General features: G+C 71.0%; 19 protein-coding genes. 4 read left to right on the top strand and 15 right to left on the bottom strand.

Going from position 1 to position 18,077, the window contains the following annotated elements; genetic code table 11:
* Positions 1–82: 82 nt before the first annotated feature.
* The 12 genes from HLK59_RS21695 to HLK59_RS21645 all read right to left on the bottom strand — a co-directional run bounded on the left by HLK59_RS21695 (position 83) and on the right by HLK59_RS21645 (position 12,015).
* A complete protein-coding gene (locus tag HLK59_RS21695) occupies positions 83–1,210 on the bottom strand; it encodes a polyprenyl synthetase family protein (protein WP_171143156.1) in 1,128 nt (375 codons plus the stop codon).
* Entirely contained in the window at positions 1,210–2,604 is a 1,395-nt protein-coding gene (gene hpnE, locus HLK59_RS21690; protein WP_171143155.1) for a hydroxysqualene dehydroxylase HpnE, read from the bottom strand. The genes HLK59_RS21695 and hpnE overlap by 1 nt, the downstream gene beginning before the upstream one ends.
* Entirely contained in the window at positions 2,601–2,741 is a 141-nt protein-coding gene (locus HLK59_RS51140) for a DUF6380 family protein (RefSeq protein WP_240982562.1), read from the bottom strand. The genes hpnE and HLK59_RS51140 overlap by 4 nt, the downstream gene beginning before the upstream one ends.
* Positions 2,741–3,691: a presqualene diphosphate synthase HpnD gene (gene hpnD / locus HLK59_RS21685; protein WP_171143154.1), complete on the bottom strand. Its 951-nt coding sequence runs from the start codon at positions 3,689–3,691 to the stop codon at positions 2,741–2,743. Before hpnD ends, HLK59_RS51140 begins: the two co-directional genes overlap by 1 nt.
* Complete coding sequence (hpnC, locus tag HLK59_RS21680; RefSeq protein ID WP_171143153.1) at positions 3,688–4,590, bottom strand: squalene synthase HpnC; 903 nt, start codon at positions 4,588–4,590, stop codon at positions 3,688–3,690. The genes hpnD and hpnC overlap by 4 nt, the downstream gene beginning before the upstream one ends.
* A gap of 384 nt (positions 4,591–4,974) precedes the next feature.
* Positions 4,975–5,760, bottom strand: coding sequence for an ABC transporter ATP-binding protein (locus tag HLK59_RS21675; RefSeq protein WP_171143152.1), 786 nt, complete (start codon positions 5,758–5,760; stop codon positions 4,975–4,977).
* The gene (locus HLK59_RS21670; RefSeq protein ID WP_171143151.1) at positions 5,753–6,688 is read right to left on the bottom strand and encodes an ABC transporter permease; all 936 of its coding nucleotides are present in this window, start codon (positions 6,686–6,688) and stop codon (positions 5,753–5,755) included. The genes HLK59_RS21675 and HLK59_RS21670 overlap by 8 nt, the downstream gene beginning before the upstream one ends.
* A 100-nt stretch (positions 6,689–6,788) precedes the next feature.
* Positions 6,789–7,661, bottom strand: coding sequence for a glycosyltransferase (locus tag HLK59_RS21665; RefSeq protein ID WP_171143178.1), 873 nt, complete (start codon positions 7,659–7,661; stop codon positions 6,789–6,791).
* A 5-nt stretch (positions 7,662–7,666) separates the two neighbouring features.
* Positions 7,667–8,446, bottom strand: coding sequence for a CDP-alcohol phosphatidyltransferase family protein (locus tag HLK59_RS21660; RefSeq protein ID WP_171143150.1), 780 nt, complete (start codon positions 8,444–8,446; stop codon positions 7,667–7,669).
* A complete protein-coding gene (locus tag HLK59_RS21655; RefSeq protein WP_171143149.1) occupies positions 8,424–9,485 on the bottom strand; it encodes an iron-containing alcohol dehydrogenase family protein in 1,062 nt (353 codons plus the stop codon). Before HLK59_RS21655 ends, HLK59_RS21660 begins: the two co-directional genes overlap by 23 nt.
* Positions 9,473–10,225, bottom strand: a complete 753-nt coding sequence (locus tag HLK59_RS21650; protein ID WP_171143148.1) for a phosphocholine cytidylyltransferase family protein — start codon at positions 10,223–10,225, stop codon at positions 9,473–9,475. The genes HLK59_RS21655 and HLK59_RS21650 overlap by 13 nt, the downstream gene beginning before the upstream one ends.
* Positions 10,222–12,015: a DUF5941 domain-containing protein gene (locus tag HLK59_RS21645; protein ID WP_171143147.1), complete on the bottom strand. Its 1,794-nt coding sequence runs from the start codon at positions 12,013–12,015 to the stop codon at positions 10,222–10,224. Before HLK59_RS21645 ends, HLK59_RS21650 begins: the two co-directional genes overlap by 4 nt.
* 284 nt (positions 12,016–12,299) lie before the next feature.
* Here HLK59_RS21645 and galE point away from each other — a divergent pair, with 284 nt between their 5' ends.
* The 3 genes from galE to idi all read left to right on the top strand — a co-directional run bounded on the left by galE (position 12,300) and on the right by idi (position 15,147).
* The gene (galE, locus tag HLK59_RS21640; RefSeq protein WP_171143146.1) at positions 12,300–13,265 is read left to right on the top strand and encodes a UDP-glucose 4-epimerase GalE; all 966 of its coding nucleotides are present in this window, start codon (positions 12,300–12,302) and stop codon (positions 13,263–13,265) included.
* A 147-nt stretch (positions 13,266–13,412) separates the two neighbouring features.
* Positions 13,413–14,354 carry a cation diffusion facilitator family transporter gene (locus tag HLK59_RS21635; protein ID WP_171143145.1) on the top strand — a complete coding sequence of 314 codons (942 nt, stop codon included), beginning with the start codon at positions 13,413–13,415 and terminating at the stop codon, positions 14,352–14,354.
* 199 nt (positions 14,355–14,553) lie between these two features.
* Positions 14,554–15,147 carry an isopentenyl-diphosphate Delta-isomerase gene (idi, locus tag HLK59_RS21630; RefSeq protein WP_171143144.1) on the top strand — a complete coding sequence of 198 codons (594 nt, stop codon included), beginning with the start codon at positions 14,554–14,556 and terminating at the stop codon, positions 15,145–15,147.
* Positions 15,148–15,157: 10 nt separating this feature from the next.
* On the opposite strand, the gene HLK59_RS21625 is transcribed toward idi, so the two are convergent.
* The gene (locus HLK59_RS21625) at positions 15,158–15,667 is read right to left on the bottom strand and encodes an ATP-binding protein (RefSeq protein WP_171143177.1); all 510 of its coding nucleotides are present in this window, start codon (positions 15,665–15,667) and stop codon (positions 15,158–15,160) included.
* Positions 15,668–15,841: 174 nt separating this feature from the next.
* Complete coding sequence (locus tag HLK59_RS21620) at positions 15,842–16,456, bottom strand: HdeD family acid-resistance protein (RefSeq protein ID WP_171143143.1); 615 nt, start codon at positions 16,454–16,456, stop codon at positions 15,842–15,844.
* Between the two features lie 65 nt (positions 16,457–16,521).
* Between HLK59_RS21620 and HLK59_RS21615 the strand changes: the two genes are divergently transcribed.
* Positions 16,522–17,271, top strand: a complete 750-nt coding sequence (locus HLK59_RS21615) for an enoyl-CoA hydratase/isomerase family protein (protein WP_171143142.1) — start codon at positions 16,522–16,524, stop codon at positions 17,269–17,271.
* On the opposite strand, the gene HLK59_RS21610 is transcribed toward HLK59_RS21615, so the two are convergent.
* Complete coding sequence (locus HLK59_RS21610) at positions 17,258–17,893, bottom strand: DJ-1/PfpI family protein (protein WP_171143141.1); 636 nt, start codon at positions 17,891–17,893, stop codon at positions 17,258–17,260. The genes HLK59_RS21615 and HLK59_RS21610 overlap by 14 nt on opposite strands.
* Positions 17,894–18,077: the final 184 nt, after the last annotated feature.

Raw genomic sequence — 18,077 nt, 5'->3', positions numbered from 1 at the left:
GCTGTGGGTCCGCCGTCGGCCGGTGCTCGGTTTCCCGCGACGCCGGCCGGCGACTACGCGAGGGCTATTCGACCGATAGTGATCATCTCTTTCGTACGACGACGAAGTCGGCGAGCGCGGTGAACTGGGCCCGCACCCGGTCGGGCATGTCGACGGCGTCGAGCGCCTCGACGGCGATGGCGTGCTGACGGCGGGCCTCGCCGGCCGTCCAGTCCCGGCCGCCCGCCTGCTCGATGAGGGCGGCGCGGGCCGCGAACTCCGCCTCGGAGAAGTTCTCGAAGTCGCTGCTCTTGGCGTCCGCGGCGAGCATCTCGCCGAGCCGGTCGGAGGCGGAGCCGCCCGCCGCGAGCGCGGCCACGACCGGCAGGGACTTCTTGCGCTGGCGCAGGTCGCTCCAGGTCTGCTTGCCGGTGGAGACCGGGTCGCCCCAGATGCCGAGCAGGTCGTCGACGGCCTGGAAGGCGAGGCCCAGGTGGTACCCGTACCTCTCCAGGGTGTCGGCGGTGCGGTCGTCCGCGCCTCCGAGCACCGCGCCGATGGAGCTGGCGCAGGCCAGCAGGGCGCCGGTCTTGTTGCCCTCCATCTCCAGGCACTCCTCGACGCTGACGCGGTCGCGGTGCTCGTAGGAGATGTCCTGGGCCTGTCCGTCGATGAGGGCGCGGGTGGCAGCGGTCAGGCGCCGGGTGGCGCGGCCCGCGGCGACGGTGCCGAGTTCGAGGAGCACCTCGTTGGCCAGCGCGAACAGGGCGTCACCGACGAGGATGGCCTGGGCCGGGCCGTGCACCTTCCAGACCGTGTCGCGGTGGCGGCGCTGCTCGTCGCCGTCCATCAGGTCGTCGTGCAGCAGCGAGAAGTTGTGGACCAGCTCCACGGCGACGGCGCCGGGGATACCGATCTCGGGTGCGGAGCCGGTGACCTCGGCGGAGAGCACGGCGAGCGCGGGGCGCACGGCCTTGCCGCCGTCGCCGGCCGTCGGGTTGCCCTCGGCGTCGATCCAGCCGAAGTGGTAGGCGGAAACGGTGTCCATGGGCGCGGCCAGGCGGTCGATCGCCGCCCGCAGCACCGGAGTGGCCAGGGTCCGGCCACGCTCCAGCAGCGCGGTCACGTCCACCGCCTCGGCAGCCGTCGAGGCCGGGGGCACAGTGGGCACAGTCTCTCCTCTTGTTGCGGTACCGGGGGTGCGGGGGCCTGCCGCGTGCTGATCGAGCATCACGCCGCCTCCTCTACGTCGAAGAGGTGGCTGGGGCGGGGCCGGCCCAGGGCGCTCAGCGCGGCGTCCGCCGCACTCACACCACTGCGGACCGCACTCTCCATGGTCGCGGGCCACCCTGTGGCGGTCCACGCACCGGCCAGGTACAGGCCGGGGGTTCTGGTGCGGGCGCCGGGCCGCAGCCGTCCGACGCCTGGGGCGGGATCGAACGTCGCCGTCCGCTCCCTGGTCACGAAGAAGTCCCTCACCTCGGCGCCGCGCGCGCCGGGCAGCAGCCGCTCCAGCTCCGGCAGATAACGCTCGCGCAGCACGGCGACCGGTTCGTCGATCTCGTCCTGCGCCGCCGACTGGGACAGGGCCAGGTACTGCCCGTCCCTGAGCCCGGAGGCGTCGGTGCGGTCGAACACCCACTGCACCGGGGTGCCGAGGGCGGTGAAGAAGGGACGGTTCAGCACCTTGCGGTCGTACACGACGTGCACGTTGAGGATCGGCGCGGTGCCGATCGCGAGCAGCCGCTCGGGGTCGTCGAGGGCACCGTCGGGCAGCAGGTCGTACGTCTCGCGCTGGGGTACGGCGAGCACGACGGCGTCCGCGCGCAGCGTCTCGCCGGGAACCTGAACGCTCCAAGTCCCGTTCTCGTCAGTAGAGATGGAGGTGACGCGTGTACGGACCTCGGTACGCACGCCCGCGGAGTCGAGCGCCTTGCGGGCGAGCCGGTCATGCAGTTCGCCCAGCGGGACGCGCGCCCATCCGATGTCGGCCGCGCCCGGGTCGGACAGCAGACCGGTCTTGAACACCATCGCGGCGAGCCCCAGCGAGGCGTCGCCCGCGACCGCGTTGAGGGTGGCGACCCCGACCAGGTCCCACAGGGCCTCGACGGCACGCGCCGACTGACCGTGCGCGGTCAGCCAGCTGCCGAAGCTCTGTGCGTCCAGGTCCGGATCGGCGGGGTCGAGCCCCTTGAGCGCGAGCGCGGCCCGGCCCACCTTGGCCCGTTCGGCGAGCGAGAGATGCGGATACGTGGCGAGGCTGCGCCCCAGATGCAGGGGCACCGGCAGCGCGTCGCGCCGCAGCGTGCCGAGCCGCCGTCCCTCGGGCTTGCCGACGTCGACCACGGGCACGTCGAGACGGTCCTGCAGCGGCGCCAGCGCGGTCGCCTCGATCCGGTCGAGGAACCAGCGGTAGGCGGTGCAGCAGCGCAGATAGACGTGCTGTCCGTTGTCGACGGTCAGTTCGCCGCGCTGGAAGGAGAAGGCGAGCCCGCCCAGGCGCGGCCGGCCTTCGAGCAGGGTGACGCGGACACCCGCGTCGGCGAGGGCGAGTGCGGTGGTGATGCCGGCGAGTCCGCCGCCGATCACCACGGCGTCCCGCCCCGACTGAGTGCCGTCGGTCATCGTGCGCCCTCCCCTGCCCGGCCGCCGCGGTGCTTGAACGGTGCACGGCCGGCCGTTGCAGTCAGGGACGCGGTCCCTGAGCGGAGGGTTGCGTGCCACTTTTCCCCGGTGGCATCACCTTGGACCGGATTGTCCATCAGGTGCGCCTCCTGACGGTCCGCCGCGTCACATGCCGGGCGTCGAGGCCGGAGAGGCCGCGCACGGCGACATAGGCCTTCTCGCGTCCGGGCAGCGAGACCCGGCCGCGCAGCACCGCCTGGGGGTCGCGCTCGATGCGGTCGAGGAGCCGGCGGTAGATGCCGGCCATGGCGGCGACACAGGCGCCACTGCGCCGGTCGAGCATGGGGAGCAGCCGGTAGCCCTCGGCGAAGAGGGCGCGGGCCCGGCGCACCTCGAAGTGCACGAGGCCCGCGAAGTCGGAGCCCTCCGGTGGCGTCGGCCCGCTGAATCCGGCCGAGCAGCCGAACTTCGCGAGGTCGTCGGCCGGCAGATAGGTGCGCCCGCCCTCGGCGTCCTCCCGGACGTCCCGCAGGATGTTGGTGAGCTGGAGCGCGAGACCGAGCGTGTCGGCATACTCCGGCGCGCGTTCGACACCGCGCGCCCCCGGTTCCGTACCGAACACACCGAGCGAGAGCCGCCCGATGGCTCCGGCGACACAGCGGCAGTAGACCTTCAGGTCGTCCCAGGTCTCATAGGTCTCGCCGCGTACGTCCATCAGGACGCCGTCGATGAGCTCGTCCAGGCCCCCCAACGGGATCGGGAAGGTCTCGGCGGCATGGGCGAGGGCGACCGCGACCGGGTCGGTGTCGTCCTCGTCGACCGCGCCCTCGCGGACCCGGGCCAGCATCGCCCGGGTGTCCTCGAGTCTGACGGTCTTCACGTCGTCGTCCAGCGCGCCGTCGCCGATGTCGTCGACACGGCGCGAGAACGCGTAGAGCGCGGACATCGCGCGGCGCTTGGACATCGGCAGGAGCCTGATGCCGTACGCGAAGTTACGGGCCTGCTGTCCGGTGACGGCCTCGCAATAGCTGTAGGCGGCGAGTACCGGTGCGGACACGTGTGGTTCGGCCTCCACGGTCCGGATCACCCCTCTCCTCGCAGAGTCGTGCCCATCTCGCGCAGCAACTGGATCTTGCCGGGCTTGGGCGGGCCGGGAAGTACGTCGTATTCGGCGGCGGCGATCGCGTGGATGGCCGCCCTTCCCCCCGCCACGAACCCCGCGAGCAGCAGCTTCAGCCTGCCGTGGACGCTACCCACCAGGGGGGCGCCTTCATTCAGGAGACCGCGGGCGCGTTGTGCTTCGTACGCGACCAGTGCGCGCACCGATGCGCCTGCGGTCTTCGTGGCGAGATCCGCCTCCTGGACATGGAACCGCTTCATGTCCTCGGCGGGCAGGTAGATGCGGTCGCGGCCGAGGTCCTCGGCGACGTCCTGGAGGTGTTCGACGATCTGGAGGGCCGTGCAGATCTCGTCCGACAGCCGGATCCGCTCGGGGGTCGAGGTGCCGGTGACGCCGAGGACCAGGCGGCCCACGGGGTTGGCCGACAGTTCGCAGTAGGCGAGCAGATCGTTGTAGGTCTCGTACCGCTTGACCAGCTGGTCCTGGCGGTTGGCGGCGATCAGGCCGAGGAAGGGCTCGGGGGTGAGCGAGCAGCGGCGGACCGTCGGCCGCAGGCGGCGCAGCAGGGGGTGGCGGGGCTCTCCGGAGAAAACCCGCTCCAGGTCGGCCTCGAAGGCGTCCAGGAGGAGCAGCCGGTCCTCGGCGTCCCGCGCCGCCACGCCGAGCAGGCGGGCGTCGGCGCCGCCGGGGGCGAGGTCACCGTCGCCGATGTCGTCGACAAGACGGGCGAAGCCGTATACCGCCATGAGATCGGCGCGCCAGGCCCGGGGCAGGAAGAAGGGTGCCACGGGGAAGTTCTCACCCGCGGCCTTGTCCAGCGTGCCGCGCTCCGGATCCGGGACGCGCGCCGTGTCGGTACCCGTCACCGCGGACTGCCCGGAGCGGGGACGGCACATGCGTTGAGCTGGGGAGTTTCCGTAGCCATAGCCGTCACATCTCCCGTTCTACACCGCCGACCCAATACACACTATTTCGGACACGCCGCCCGGCCTTCCGCGCAGCCGCTCCAACTGAAGGTGTCGGGCATTATCGCCCCACTTGCCGCGATTCGGGACCGGTACAGCTTACGTTGTACAACTCAACGTGGTGAGTCGGGGTGTCCTGCACATCACAACAACACACCGATTGGCTTCAAGATTCCTACGCCGTACCGAAGTTGACGTTTCCTTTGCAGACGCGGGGCCCCGCCGGAGCAGTTCCGGCGGGGCCCTGCGAAGCGTCGTGGCCCGGTACGTCCAGGCCCGGGTGGACTACTTGCCCGTGAACTTCTCGTACTCCTTGAGTACCTCTTCGGTCGGGCCGTCCATGCGCAGCTCGCCGCGCTCCAGCCACAGGACCCGGTCGCAGGTGTCCCGGATCGACTTGTTGTTGTGGCTGACCAGGAACACCGTGCCGGCTTCCTTGCGCAGTTCGCGGATGCGCGCCTCGGAGCGCTTCTGGAACTTGCGGTCGCCGGTGGCCAGTGCCTCGTCGATCATCAGGACGTCGTGGTCCTTGGCCGCGGCGATGGAGAAGCGCAGCCGGGCCGCCATGCCGGAGGAGTAGGTGCGCATCGGGAGGGTGATGAAGTCACCCTTCTCGTTGATACCGGAGAAGTCGACGATCTCCTGGTAGCGCTCCTTGATCTGCTCCCGGGACATACCCATGGCGAGCCCGCCCAATATGACGTTCCGCTCGCCCGTGAGGTCGTTCATCAGGGCCGCGTTGACGCCGAGCAGCGAGGGCTGGCCGTCGGTGTAGACCTTGCCGCTCTCGGCGGGCAGCAGCCCCGCGATGGCGCGCAGCAGGGTCGACTTGCCGGAGCCGTTGGAGCCGATCAGTCCGATGGCCTCACCGCGGTAGGAGACGAAGGAGACGCCGCGCACGGCGTGCACCTTGCGCACCCCTCGCGCCGCGTCGTCGGAGCCCCGCCTGACGATGCGGCTCAGGGCTGCGGTGGCGCTGCCCTTGCCGGACCTGGCGCCGTTGACTCGGTAGACGATGTGCAGGTCGTCCGCGATGACGGTGGGGCGGGGGTCCCGCTGCTGCTCAGCCACGGCCGTACCTCTCTTCCGCCTTCCAGAAGTAGACGAAGCCGCACGCTCCGGCGAGCAGCGCCCAGCCGAGGGCGAAGAGCCACACGTGCGGGGGCAGGTACTCGGAGCCGTATCCGTCGATCATCGCGAAGCGGACCAGGTCCATGTAGATCGCGGCGGGGTTCCACTGGAGGACCTCGGTGACCCAGCCCGGCATGTCCTTGTCGGCGAGCATCGCCGGGATGCTGAACATGACGCCGGAGGCGTACATCCAGGTGCGCAGCACGAACGGCATCAGCTGGGCCAGGTCGGGGGTCTTGCTGCCCATCCGGGCGAAGATCAGCGCGAGGCCGGTGTTGAAGACGAAGTGCAGGACCAGCGCGGGCAGCACAAGGAGCCAGGACAGACTCGGGTAGCTGCCGAACGCCACCATGACCACGACCAGCACGATCATCGAGTACAGCAGCTGCTGGAGCTGCTGGAGGGCGAAGGAGATCGGCAGCGAGGCGCGCGGGAAGTGCAGGGCGCGGACCAGGCCGAGGTTGCCGGAGATGGCGCGCACGCCGGCGAGGACCGAGCTCTGCGTGAAGGTGAAGACGAAGACGCCCGTGACCAGGAACGGCACGTAGATGTCGTGCGGGATGCCCTTCCGGGCGCCCAGCAGCAGACCGAAGATGAAGAAGTACACGAGCGCGTTCAGCAGCGGTGTGGCCACCTGCCACAGCTGGCCGAGCTTGGCCTGGCTGTACTGGGCGGTCAGCTTCGCCCGCGAGAACGCGAGGATGAAGTGACGGCGGTCCCAGAGCTGGCGGACGTACTCGACGAGCGAGGGGCGGGCGCCGCTCACGGACAGCCCGTACTTGTCGGCGAGCTGCGCCGCCGTAAGGCCCTCGTCGGGCGACGGAGGCGCGCTCACCGCGATTCCGCCGTCATGCGTTGTCTCACTCACCTGTGGAAACTTTCGTCCTCTGGATGCGCAGCCTGTGCGGGCTGGGGGCATGGACCGGGTTCCTGGGTCGGGCCCGGCGGTGCTCTCGGTTTCGAGCTTGTCAGATGACCGGGGGCCGGCCCAGTCGGGTCAGCCGCCACACCGTACGCCACTTCATCGGCCGGCGGGGGCCGCACGCGGTGCTCCAGCCCTCCCGGAACCCGCCGAACCACGCCTTGAGCGCGGGCCGCGAGGGGCGGCGCAGCAGGGTGAGCAGCATCCAGACCCCGAGGTAGACGGGGACCAGGAGGGCGGGGAGGTTGCGGCGGGCGAGCCAGACCCGGTTGCGGGCGACCATGCGGTGGTAGACCGCGTGCCGCGAGGGCGCGGTCGTGGGGTGGTACAGCACCATGTCGGACCGGTAGTCGATCATCCAGCCCGCGTCGAGGGCCCGCCACGCCAGGTCGGTTTCCTCGTGGGCGTAGAAGAACTCGTCCGGGAGCCCGCCGACTTCGGCGAAGACCTTCGTGCGTACGGCGTTGGCGCCGCCCAGGAAGGTGGTGACCCGGGAGGAGCGCATCGGGTCGGCGGCGCGCAGCCGGGGGACGTGGCGGCGCTGGGTCTCGCCGGTGTCCGGGTCGGCGATGCGGAAGCTGATGATGCCGAGCTCGGGGTCGGCCTCGAAGGCCTGCCGGCAGAGTTCGGCGGTGTCGTGGGTGGCGAGGAGGCCGTCGTCGTCGAGGAAGAGCAATATGTCGACGTCGCGGCCGCCGGGGCCGAAGGCCTCGATGCCGACGTTGCGGCCGCCGGGGATGCCGAGGTTCTCGGGCAGTTCGACGGTGCGCACGCCCTCGGGGACCTCGGGGACGGGCGAGCCGTTGCCGACCACGGCCACCTCGACGCGGTCGCCGTCCTGCTTGGCGACCGAGTCGAGCAGGGCCCGCAGCTCGTCGGGGCGGTTACCCATGGTGATGATGACCGCGCCGACCTTCATGCCGCTCACTTCAGCCTGCTGGAGGCCAGGATGGACACGAGGTGCAGCAGGGTCTGGAGCATCGCGATACCGGCCAGTACGGCGACGCCGAGCCGGGACCAGAACAGGTCGCCCTGCACATGGTCCACGACGGCCAGGACCAGGATCAGCAGGGACGCCTCGATGCCGAGGATCAGCCGGTGGAACTTCAGCAGGGCGGCGGCCTTGCGGGCCAGTGCCATGCCGGAGGAGCGCATCTCGGACGCCGACTCCTGGACCGGCGGCTTGCCGGTCTGGTGCCGGGCGACACCGACGAGGTCGGTCTCCGCCTTGATCAGGATGGCGCCGAGCGCGGCCAGGGTGCCCAGGAAGGCCCACAGCCAGTCGATCCGGCCGCTGCCCCACAGGTCGGCGGCGCGCAGTCCGAAGCCGACCAGCACGGCGGCGTCGGTGAGGTAGGCGCCGACCCGGTCCAGGTAGACGCCGTTGAGCGAGTACTGCTTCTTCCAGCGGGCGATCTCGCCGTCGACGCAGTCGAGGAGCAGATACATCTGCACACAGACCACACCGAGCACGGCCCCCGGGATCCCCGGCACGAGAAGTGCCGGGGCCGCGAGGACGCCGAAGACGGTCATCAGGTACGTGAGCTGGTTGGGTGTGACCCTGGTGTTGACCAGATAGCGGTCGACCCGCAGGGACACCTCGCGCATGTAGAGGCGCCCCATCCAGTGCTCACCGCTGCGCCGGTCCTTCACCCCTGCGGGGTGGACGACCGGACGGAGTTCAGCTACCGATGGTCTTGACATAGTCGACGTAGAGATCCTTGATCTGGTCGGGCTTGAGGTCGAGGTGTTCGAGGATCGTGTACCGGCCGGGCCGGGTCTCCGGAGCGAACTCCACCGCGCGGACGAACTCGTCCACGGTGAAGCCGATCTCCTCCGGCAGCACCGGCAGTCCGTGCCGGCGCAGTACGGAGGCCATGTACGCCGACTCCTCGTGCGCACCCCGCAGGAACATCGCGAAGGTGGCGCCGAGGCCGCACTGCTCGCCGTGGGCGGCGGCCCGCTTGGGGAAGAGCAGGTCGAAGGCGTGGTTGATCTCGTGGCAGGCGCCGGAGGACGGGCGGGAGTCGCCCGAGACCGACATCGCGATACCGCTGAGGACGAGCGCCTCGGCGAGCACCTGGAGGAAGTCGGTGTCCCCTATGCCGCCGGGGTGCCGCAGGACGGCTTCACCGGCCTGGCGGGCGATCGAGGCGGCGAGGCCGTCGATCTTCTCGCCCTTGACGCGGTTGGCGAGCTCCCAGTCCGCGATCGCGGAGACGTTGGAGACGGCGTCGCCGATCCCCGCGCGCACGAACCGGGCCGGGGCCTGGTGGATGACGTCCAGGTCGATGACGACCGCGATCGGGTTCGGCACGCCGTACGAGCCGCGGCCCGCGTCGTTGTCGAGCGTCGCGACCGGCGAGCACAGGCCGTCGTGCGCGAGGTTCGTCGGTACGGCGACCAACGGCAGGCCGACGCGCGCCGCGGCGAACTTGGCGCAGTCGATGATCTTGCCGCCGCCGAGGCCCACGACCGCGTCGTAGTGGCCGGCCTTTATGTCACTGGCCAGCTGTACGGCGTCGTCGAGGGTGCCGCCGCCGACCTCGTACCAGCTGGCGCCGGGCAGCGAGGGTTCGAGCCGCTGCCGCAGCTTGGCGCCGGAGCCGCCGCTGACGGCGACGGCGAGCCTGCCGGAGTGCGAGATGCGCTCGTCGGCGAGGACGCCCACCAGGTCGTCGAGGGCACCCGGGCGGATGTCGACGACGACCGGGGCGGGGATGAGACGGGTCAGTAGAGGCACGCGATCTCCCGTCCGCGGGCGAGGTCGTCGTGGTTGTCGATCTCCACCCACTTGACGTCGCCGATCGGCGCCACGTCGATCCTGAAGCCGCGGTTCACGAGCTCCTGGTAGCCGTGCTCGTAGAACTGCTGCGGGTCCGTCTCCCAGACCGTCTTCAGCGCGTCGGCCAGCTCGGGGGCGGCGTCGCCCTCGATAAGGGTGACGCCGATGTACTCACCGGTCGCCTCGGCCGGGTCCATCAGCTTGGTGATCTTCGTCATGCCCTTGTCGGGGTCGACGACGACCTTCATCTCCTCGTCCGCGAGGGACTTCACGGTGTCGAGGGCGAGGATGATCCGCTTGCCCTCGCCGCGCGCGGCGAGCAGCGTCCTCTCGACGGAGACCGGGTGCACGGTGTCGCCGTTGGCGAGGATCACGCCGTCCTTGAGGGCGTCACGTCCGCACCACAGGGAGTAGGCGTTGTTCCACTCCTCGGCCTTGTCGTTGTCGATGAGGGTCAGCTTGAGGCCGTACTTCGCCTCCAGGGCCGCCTTGCGCTCGTACACGGCTTCCTTGCGGTAGCCGACGATGATCGCGACCTCGGTCAGACCGATCTCGGCGAAGTTGCCGAGGGTGAGGTCCAGGACCGTCGGTTCGCCCTCTATGCCCGCGGGACCCACCGGCACCAGAGCCTTGGGAAGGCTGTCGGTGTAGGGGCGCAGACGCCGTCCGGCGCCGGCCGCCAGCACGAGGCCGATCATGCGGGTTCTCCTTCATCGTGTACGGCGGGCGCCCCGGAGGACACCCAGAAGCGGATGCTCTCGAAGAGCACCACCAGGGCCACGGCCACGGCGAGAGCCGTGAGCGCGACCGTGAACTGCGAGGCGGTGAGCGCGGCGGCCAGGACGGTGACGAGCAGCGTCCGCCCTTCGTGCCCCCCGATGGCGCGCACCAGCCAGGCCGGGGACGCGCCGGCGTTGCCGCGGATGCGGTACACCGTGTCGTAGTGATGGTAGGCGACAGCCGCCACCAGCCCGAAAGCCGCAGGAAGGGCTCCGTTCACGTCCGACTTCGCCGCCAGCACCAGGACCGTGCAGTACTCGGCCGCCCGGAAGAACGGGGGGATCAACCAGTCGAGGGCGCCCTTGAGGGGGTGCGAGACGGCATCGGCGGACAACAGGACATAAACGGCGCCGCACACGACGGCCGACCAGCCCGGTCCGTCGATCCAGGCCGCCAGCACGACGGACACCGCACCGATGGCCGCGAGGACAGGCGCCAGTGCGGGGAGCCGGCTCGGCAGGAAGCGCGCGAGCAACTGGGCGAGCGCCCCGCTGTCCGCCAGGTCCGCGAGCGCCTGCGCCGCCCTGTCGGTCCGCTGCGCCTTGCGCGTCAGCGACCGCAGCACCCGGCCCGCCGTCGTGTACGTCGCCGCGAACGCGCACCCGATGAGCAGCGCGTAGAAGGTGATCCGAGGAGTCGTGGCCGCCGTCAGGATCGCGATCATCGCCCAGCGCTCGCCGATCGGCAGCACGATCATCCGGCGGATCCACACCGTCCAGCCGACGCTGTCGAGCTTGTCGGAGAGCGCGGCGGTGGGGCTGGTGTTGGCGGTGGCGTCGTGGTTCGCCTCGTTGAAGGAGAAGTCGACGACGTGCCGGCAGGTCTGGAGGATCATCGCGCCGAGCGCCAGCGCCCATACGTCGTCGCCGCCGCGGGCCGCGCCCAGCGCCAGACCGGCGTAGTAGGCGTACTCCTTGGCCCGGTCGAAGGTGGCGTCGAGCCAGGCGCCGAGCGTGGAGTACTGCAGGGAGTAGCGGGCGATCTGGCCGTCGACGCAGTCCAGGACGAAGGACGCGATCAGCAGGACGCCGGCGGCGATGAAGCCGGCCCGGGTGCCGGTGGCCGCGCTGCCCGCCGCGATCAGGGCGGTGAGCAGGGAGGCGGTGGTGACCTGGTTCGGGGTCAGGCCCCGGCGGGCGCACCAGCGGGCGATGTAGCGGGAGTAGGGGCTGATGAAGTGGGTGGTGAAGAAGCCGTCCCGGGACTTCACGGCCGACTTCAGGCGTACGGCTTCGTCGTCGACGTCGGCGACGGCCTGCCGTGCCTCGTTGCGGGTCTGCGGGTCCGTGGGTACGGCGGCGACCAGGCTGCCGAGCTCGGGGTGGTGGACACCGGCCTGCTCGGTGTCCAGCGCGGTGACGATGCGGTCGGCGAGGCTGTCCACGGCGACCGTCGTCCCGCCGCCGGCGCTGCTCTCCCGGGCCATCGCACGGGTCAGTGCCTGACGCCCGGCCGGCTGTGCGGTGACCGCGCCGGAGATCGCGGCGAGCGGGAAGCGGGGGTCGGTGAGGCCGAGGCGCAGGGCGTGCAGATGGCCCACGAAGCGGGCGTCGACCACCGCGACCCGCTCCTCACCCGGGACCTGGGCGAGAAGCGTCTCGGCGTCGGCGGCGTCCGAGGCGACCCGGACGTCGAAGCCGAGCGACCGCAGATCGCCCTCGATCGACGATCCGGGGACCGGCTGACCGGTGAGGATGGCGGTCGACAACCGAACTCACTCCCTGGGTGCCGACGCGAGGCGCCGGTCATCTGCATGGTGGGGGCGCCCCTCGGCGTGGCTCGGCGCGCCCGGGCGGCATGTCGGCAGAGGCTATCGGATGCCGGGAAGCCCGCGTTCACCGCCCGTTCACGGGCCGATCAACGCCGTCTCCCCCGGCCTTTGCCGCGATCATCATGGGTGATCACGGGCCTCGCCCACAAACCGCGGACCACCGGACCGGACATCCGGGACATTGCGGGGCCCGCCATCGCCTCGACATAGGGTGGGCGACCATGACATGGCTGATCACAGGTGGAGCGGGATACATAGGGGCCCACGTGGCGCGGGCCATGACGGACGCCGGGGAGCGCGTCCTCGCGCTGGACGATCTGTCGGCCGGGATCCCGGCGCGGCTGCCGGCGGACGTGCCGCTGGTACGGGGTTCGTCGCTGGACGCCGGTCTGCTGAAGCGGGTGCTCGCCGAGCACGGGGTGACCGGGGTCGTGCACCTGGCCGCGCGCAAGCAGGTCGCCGAGTCCGTCGCCCGGCCGACGCGCTACTACCAGGAGAACGTCGGCGGACTGGCGACACTCCTCGAAGCCGTCGCCGAGGCCGGGATCGAGCGCTTCCTCTTCTCCTCGTCCGCGGCCGTCTACGGCAACCCCGACGTGGAGCTGATCACGGAGGACACTCCGTGCGGTCCGGTGAACCCGTACGGCGAGACGAAGCTCACCGGCGAGTGGCTGGTGCGGGCGGCCGGGCAGGCGCACGGCATCTCGACCGTGTGCCTGCGCTACTTCAACGTGGCGGGGGCGGCCGCGCCGGAGCTGGCGGACACCGGCGTCTTCAACATCGTGCCGATGGTCTTCGACCGGCTCACCCGCGACGAGGCCCCGCGGATCTTCGGCGACGACTATCCGACGCCGGACGGCACCTGTATCCGTGACTACATCCATGTCGCCGACCTGGCGGAGGCGCATCTGGCGGCCGCGCGACGGCTCGGCGACCGCAGCGGGGACCTCACCGTCAACATCGGCCGCGGCGAGGGCGTCTCCGTGCGCGAGATGGTCACCGTCATCGGCGAGGTCACCGGTGACCGGCGGCCCGCCGTCGTGGAACCGCGGCGCCCCGGCGACGCCCCGGTCTCGGTGGCCTCGGCCGCCCGGGCCGCCGAGGAGCTCGGCTGGACCGCCCGCCGCGGGGTGCGCGAGATGATCGAGTCGGCCTGGCAGGGCTGGCGAACGCACCACGCCGGGTGACTCGGGAGCGTTCTGACCTGCGGATCGTTTCCGCAGGTCAGGGCACATGACAACGGTGTTCAGTGCCGCGTTGCCCCATACCCCCCACCCGTAGTTCACTGTGACCCCGGACGGACTGTTCCGGACGGATGACAGGAGGCGGCTTCCATGGGGGCAGGGCACGATCACGGGCACGCGCACTCGCATGCGCCGGCCGGCGGCACGGCGACCGCGGCGTACCGCGGCAGGCTGCGGGTCGCGCTGTCGATCACGCTCACCGTCATGGTGGTCGAGATCGTCGGCGGCGTCATGGCGGACTCCCTCGCCCTGGTCGCGGACGCGGCGCACATGGCGACGGACGCGCTGGGCCTCGGCATGGCCCTGATGGCGATCCACTTCGCGGGCCTCCCGCCGAGCGGCAAGCGCACCTTCGGTTACGCCCGCGCCGAGATCCTCGCCGCGCTCGCCAACTGTCTGCTGCTGCTCGGCGTCGGCGGCTATGTCCTGTACGAGGCGATCCAGCGGTTCATCACGCCCGCCGGCACCGAGGGCGGGCTGACCATCGTGTTCGGCGCGATCGGCCTGGTCGCGAACATGATCTCGCTGTCGCTGCTGGTACGCGGACAGGCGGAGAGCCTGAACGTGCGGGGCGCCTTCCTGGAGGTCGCGGCGGACGCGCTGGGTTCGCTCGCGGTGATCGTCTCCGCGGTGGTGATCCTGGCCACCGGCTGGCAGGCCGCCGACCCGATCGCCTCCCTCGTCATCGGCCTGATGATCGTGCCGCGCACCTGGAAGCTGCTGCGGGAGACCCTCGACGTCCTGCTGGAGGCGGCCCCGAAGAACGTCGACATGGACGACGTACGGGCCCACATACTGGCCCTCGACGGTGTCGAGGACGTCCACGACCTGCACGCCTGGACGATCACCTCCGGGATGCCGGTGCTGTCCGCGCACGTGGTGGTGCGCTCGGACGTGCTCAGTGCGATCGGTCACGAGAAGATGCTCCACGAGCTCCAGGGCTGCCTCGGCGACCACTTCGACGTGGAGCACTGCACCTTCCAGCTGGAGCCGGTGGGGCACGCGGAGCACGAGGCGAAGCTCTGCCACTGAAGGGTCCCGTGGGGACACGGGAGAGTCCCGAGAGCGCGCTTCGGGCGGAATGCAGCGATCCGGTGCCCGGCCGCGTCCTCCACCCCACAGCGTCACCCAGGACGGTTCCCCGTCCGCCGCGCCGGGCACGATCAACTGCCGGGAGTGCCGTATTTGTGCGGCAGACTTGGGGCGCGAAAAACCGATGCGAAGGATGGGTATGCCGATCACACCTGCCACCGCGACGCACAGTCCGTCGAACGGCACAGCTGACGCGATTCTGCTGGAACTGGTCGACGAGGACGGCGTCACGATCGGCACCGCGGAGAAGCTCGCCGCCCATCAGGCGCCGGGGCAGCTGCACCGCGCCTTCTCCGTGTTCCTCTTCGACGAGCGGGGCCGGCTGCTGCTCCAGCAGCGCGCGCTGGGCAAGTACCACTCCCCCGGAGTGTGGTCCAACACCTGTTGCGGCCACCCCTATCCGGGTGAAGCGCCCTTCGCGGCGGCGGCCCGGCGCACGTACGAGGAGCTGGGCGCCTCCCCGTCGCTGCTCGCCGAGGCGGGCACGGTCCGCTACAACCACCCGGACCCGGACTCGGGGCTGGTGGAGCAGGAGTACAACCACCTCTTCGTCGGCCTGGTGCAGTCACCCCTGCGCCCGGACCCGGAGGAGGTCGGCGAGACGGTCTTCGTGACGCCCGCCGAGCTGACGGAGCGGCATGCCAAGGACACCTTCTCGTCCTGGTTCATGACGGTGCTGGACGCGGCCCGTCCCGCGGTCAGGGAGCTGACGGGCCCGTCCGCAGGCTGGTGACGGCCGCCCCCTACGGCACCCGCACGGGTACGAGCGGCAGGGCGGCCCAGATCACCTTGCCGCCGTTCGCCGTGTGCTCGACATCGCAGACGCCGCCCGCCTCGCGGGTGATCTCGCGCACGAGCAGCAGACCACGGCCGCCGGTCTGGCCGTGGTCGGCCTCCAGCGCGGTCGGGCGGTAGGGGTGGTCGTCCTCCACCGACACCCGCAGCCACTCGGCGCCGACGGCGATCTCCACGGCGAGCATCGGCGACAGCAGCGCCGCGTGCCGCACCGCGTTGGTGACCAGTTCGGAGACGATCAGCAGGAGTCCCTGCACCAGCTCGTCCGAGACCGGTACGCCCTGACGCAGCAGCAGGTCCCGCACGGCGTGGCGCGCCTGCGGGACCGAGGCGTCGACGGCGGGGGCGGTGAACCGCCAGACGCCTTCGTACGGCAGGGGCCCGGGCAGACCGGGGGCCGGCTCCTCGACCTCGCCGGCTGCTGGGCGTGGGCCGGACCCGCGCCCATGGTTCTCCATCGTCCGGTCGCCACCCTCGCGCTCGATTGTCACCACACGTCGAGTGTTGGTAACGCGTCGCTCCGCGCCGGATGACTGAACAGAAGTCAGCAGATATCGAGCGTTTGCGACCGCTCCCGCATGACCTGGTCGACAAGGGGACCGCTCATGTCCCACTTGTGCCGCGTTCGCGAACTATTCGGGTTGTACGGGTTTGGCGACCGCCTCGTCCGTTTCGCTCCGTGCGCGGTCCTCTGCGGCGAGCCGCTCGGAGACCATGCCGACGACCCGCCGCCCGCCGAACCCGGTGGCGATCAGACCGAGCCCGTCGAAGAGCAGCGCGAGCGAGAAGAAGCAGCCGATGACGTACTTGCTGCTGCTCGGCCAGGAGGCCAGCACGAGGATGCCGAGGAGCAGCCCGAAGGCGCCCTGCACCAGGGTCCAGCCGAACTGCGTACCGCGCACCACCAGGCTGCCGGCCAGCCGGAACACCCCGCCGGTCAGGAAGAGCAGCGCGGCGAACATGGTCAGCGCCTCGGCCGCCGCCTCGGGTCTGCGGATGACGACCACACCGGCCGCGATGTTCAGGGCCGCGACCACGACGCCCAGCCAGAAGAAGTTGGTGCCGCGTGCCTGGATCGCGTGCAGCAGACCGACGGCGCCGCCGATCAGCAGCAGCCAGCCGAACAGGAGCATCGAGGTGAGCGTGGCCACCCCGGTGTAGATGAGCCCGACGAGCACCAGGATCACGCCGAGCGCGGCCAGCCAGCCGAAGCTCCTGCTCAGCCTGGCGGTCTCGTCCCTGGCCATCGGCGCCTCCTCGCACGGGACCCCTCCCCGATCGTACGGGCGTCGACGGCGGTTAGCATCCGGCCATGGAGCCCCAGCTGCTGTACAGCGTGACCGATTCGGTCGCCACCGTCGTCATCCACCATCCGGCCAAGCGCAACGCGATGACGGCCGCGATGTGGCGGGCGCTGCCGCCGTTGCTCGCCACCCTCGCCGCCGACCCGGACGTACGGGCGCTGGTGCTGACCGGGGAGGGCGGGACGTTCTGCGCCGGGGCCGACATCTCCACGCTGCGGGGGTCGCCGGACGAGGCGCAGGGGCTCGCGATGGCGGCCGAGGAGGCCCTCGCGGCCTTCCCGAAGCCGACGCTGGCGGCGATCCGCGGGCACTGCGTGGGCGGCGGGTCGCAGCTCGCGGCGGCCTGCGATCTGCGGTTCGCGGCCGAGGGTTCGCTGTTCGGGGTGACGCCGGCCAAGCTGGGGATCGTGTATCCGGCCTCCTCCACCCGGAGGCTGGTGGCGCTGGTGGGGCCGGCCGCCACCAAGTACCTGCTGTTCTCCGGTGAGTTGATCGACGCCGACCGGGCGCTGCGCACCGGACTGGTCGACGAGGTGCTGCCGGAGGACGAACTGGGCAAGCGGGTGGTCGAGTTCACCAGGATCCTGACGTCCCGTTCGCAGCTGACGCAGGCCGCGGCGAAGGAGTTCGCGGGCGGGGTCGCGGACCGGGACGGCCACTGGGCCGAGCAGGCACGCGGCAACGGCGACACCGCGGAGGGTGTCGCCGCGTTCCTGGAGCGCAGGCAGCCGCGCTTCACCTGGACTACGTCAGGATGAACCGGCTCTTGGAGCGGAACTCCTCGACGAGGTGTGCCGGGGCCTTCTCGGGCGAGCCGGCGTCGTAGGGCGGCTGCGGGTCGTACTCCGTCAACAGCTGTACGGCCTGGGCGTGTTCGTCGCCGGCGATCCGGCCGAGCAGGGTGAGCCCCATGTCGATGCCGGAGGAGACGCCGGCCGCGGTGACGTACTTGCCGTCGAGGACGACCCGCTCCCCCGTGGGCTCGGCGCCGAACCGCTCCAGGAAGTCCAGGGCCAGCCAGTGCGAGGTCGCGCGGCGGCCCTGAAGGAGTCCGGCGGCGGCCAGCAGCAGCGAGCCGGTGCACACGGACGTCGTCCAGGTGCTGGTGGCGTCGGCGGCGCGCAGCCAGTCCAGGAGCGTCTCGTTCTCCATCTGCGGGGTCTGGCCGGGGCCGCCGGGGACGACCACGATGTCCGGGCTCGGCACGTCGGCGAGCGCCCGGTCGGCGGTGATCGCGAGGTTGCCGGTGTCGGCGCGGACGGGCCCGGTCCGCTCGGCGGCGAAGAACAGCTCCGCGTCCGGGAGCCGGCCGAGGGTCTCGTACGGTCCCACGGCGTCGAGGGCGGTGAAGCGGTCGAACAGGACGATGACGATCTGCATCGGGATCCTTTCGGTGGACGGATGCCGGAGGGAACGGACCGGCACCTCGGTGGGCAGGCGGCATCTCAATGGGCGGGTGTCGGAGGAAACCGACCAGCGCCTTGGCGGGCGGGCGCCGGCGAGGAAACCCACCGGCATCTCGGCGGGGAGGAGGCGGGGAGGAGTCGGGCGGTGTGTCTCAGGG

This window comes from Streptomyces sp. S3(2020) (assembly GCF_013044505.1).
In the GTDB taxonomy this organism is placed as follows: domain Bacteria; phylum Actinomycetota; class Actinomycetes; order Streptomycetales; family Streptomycetaceae; genus Streptomyces.
The sequence above is the reverse complement of the archived record's forward strand: the minus strand, read 5'-3'. Positions and strand labels throughout refer to the sequence as shown.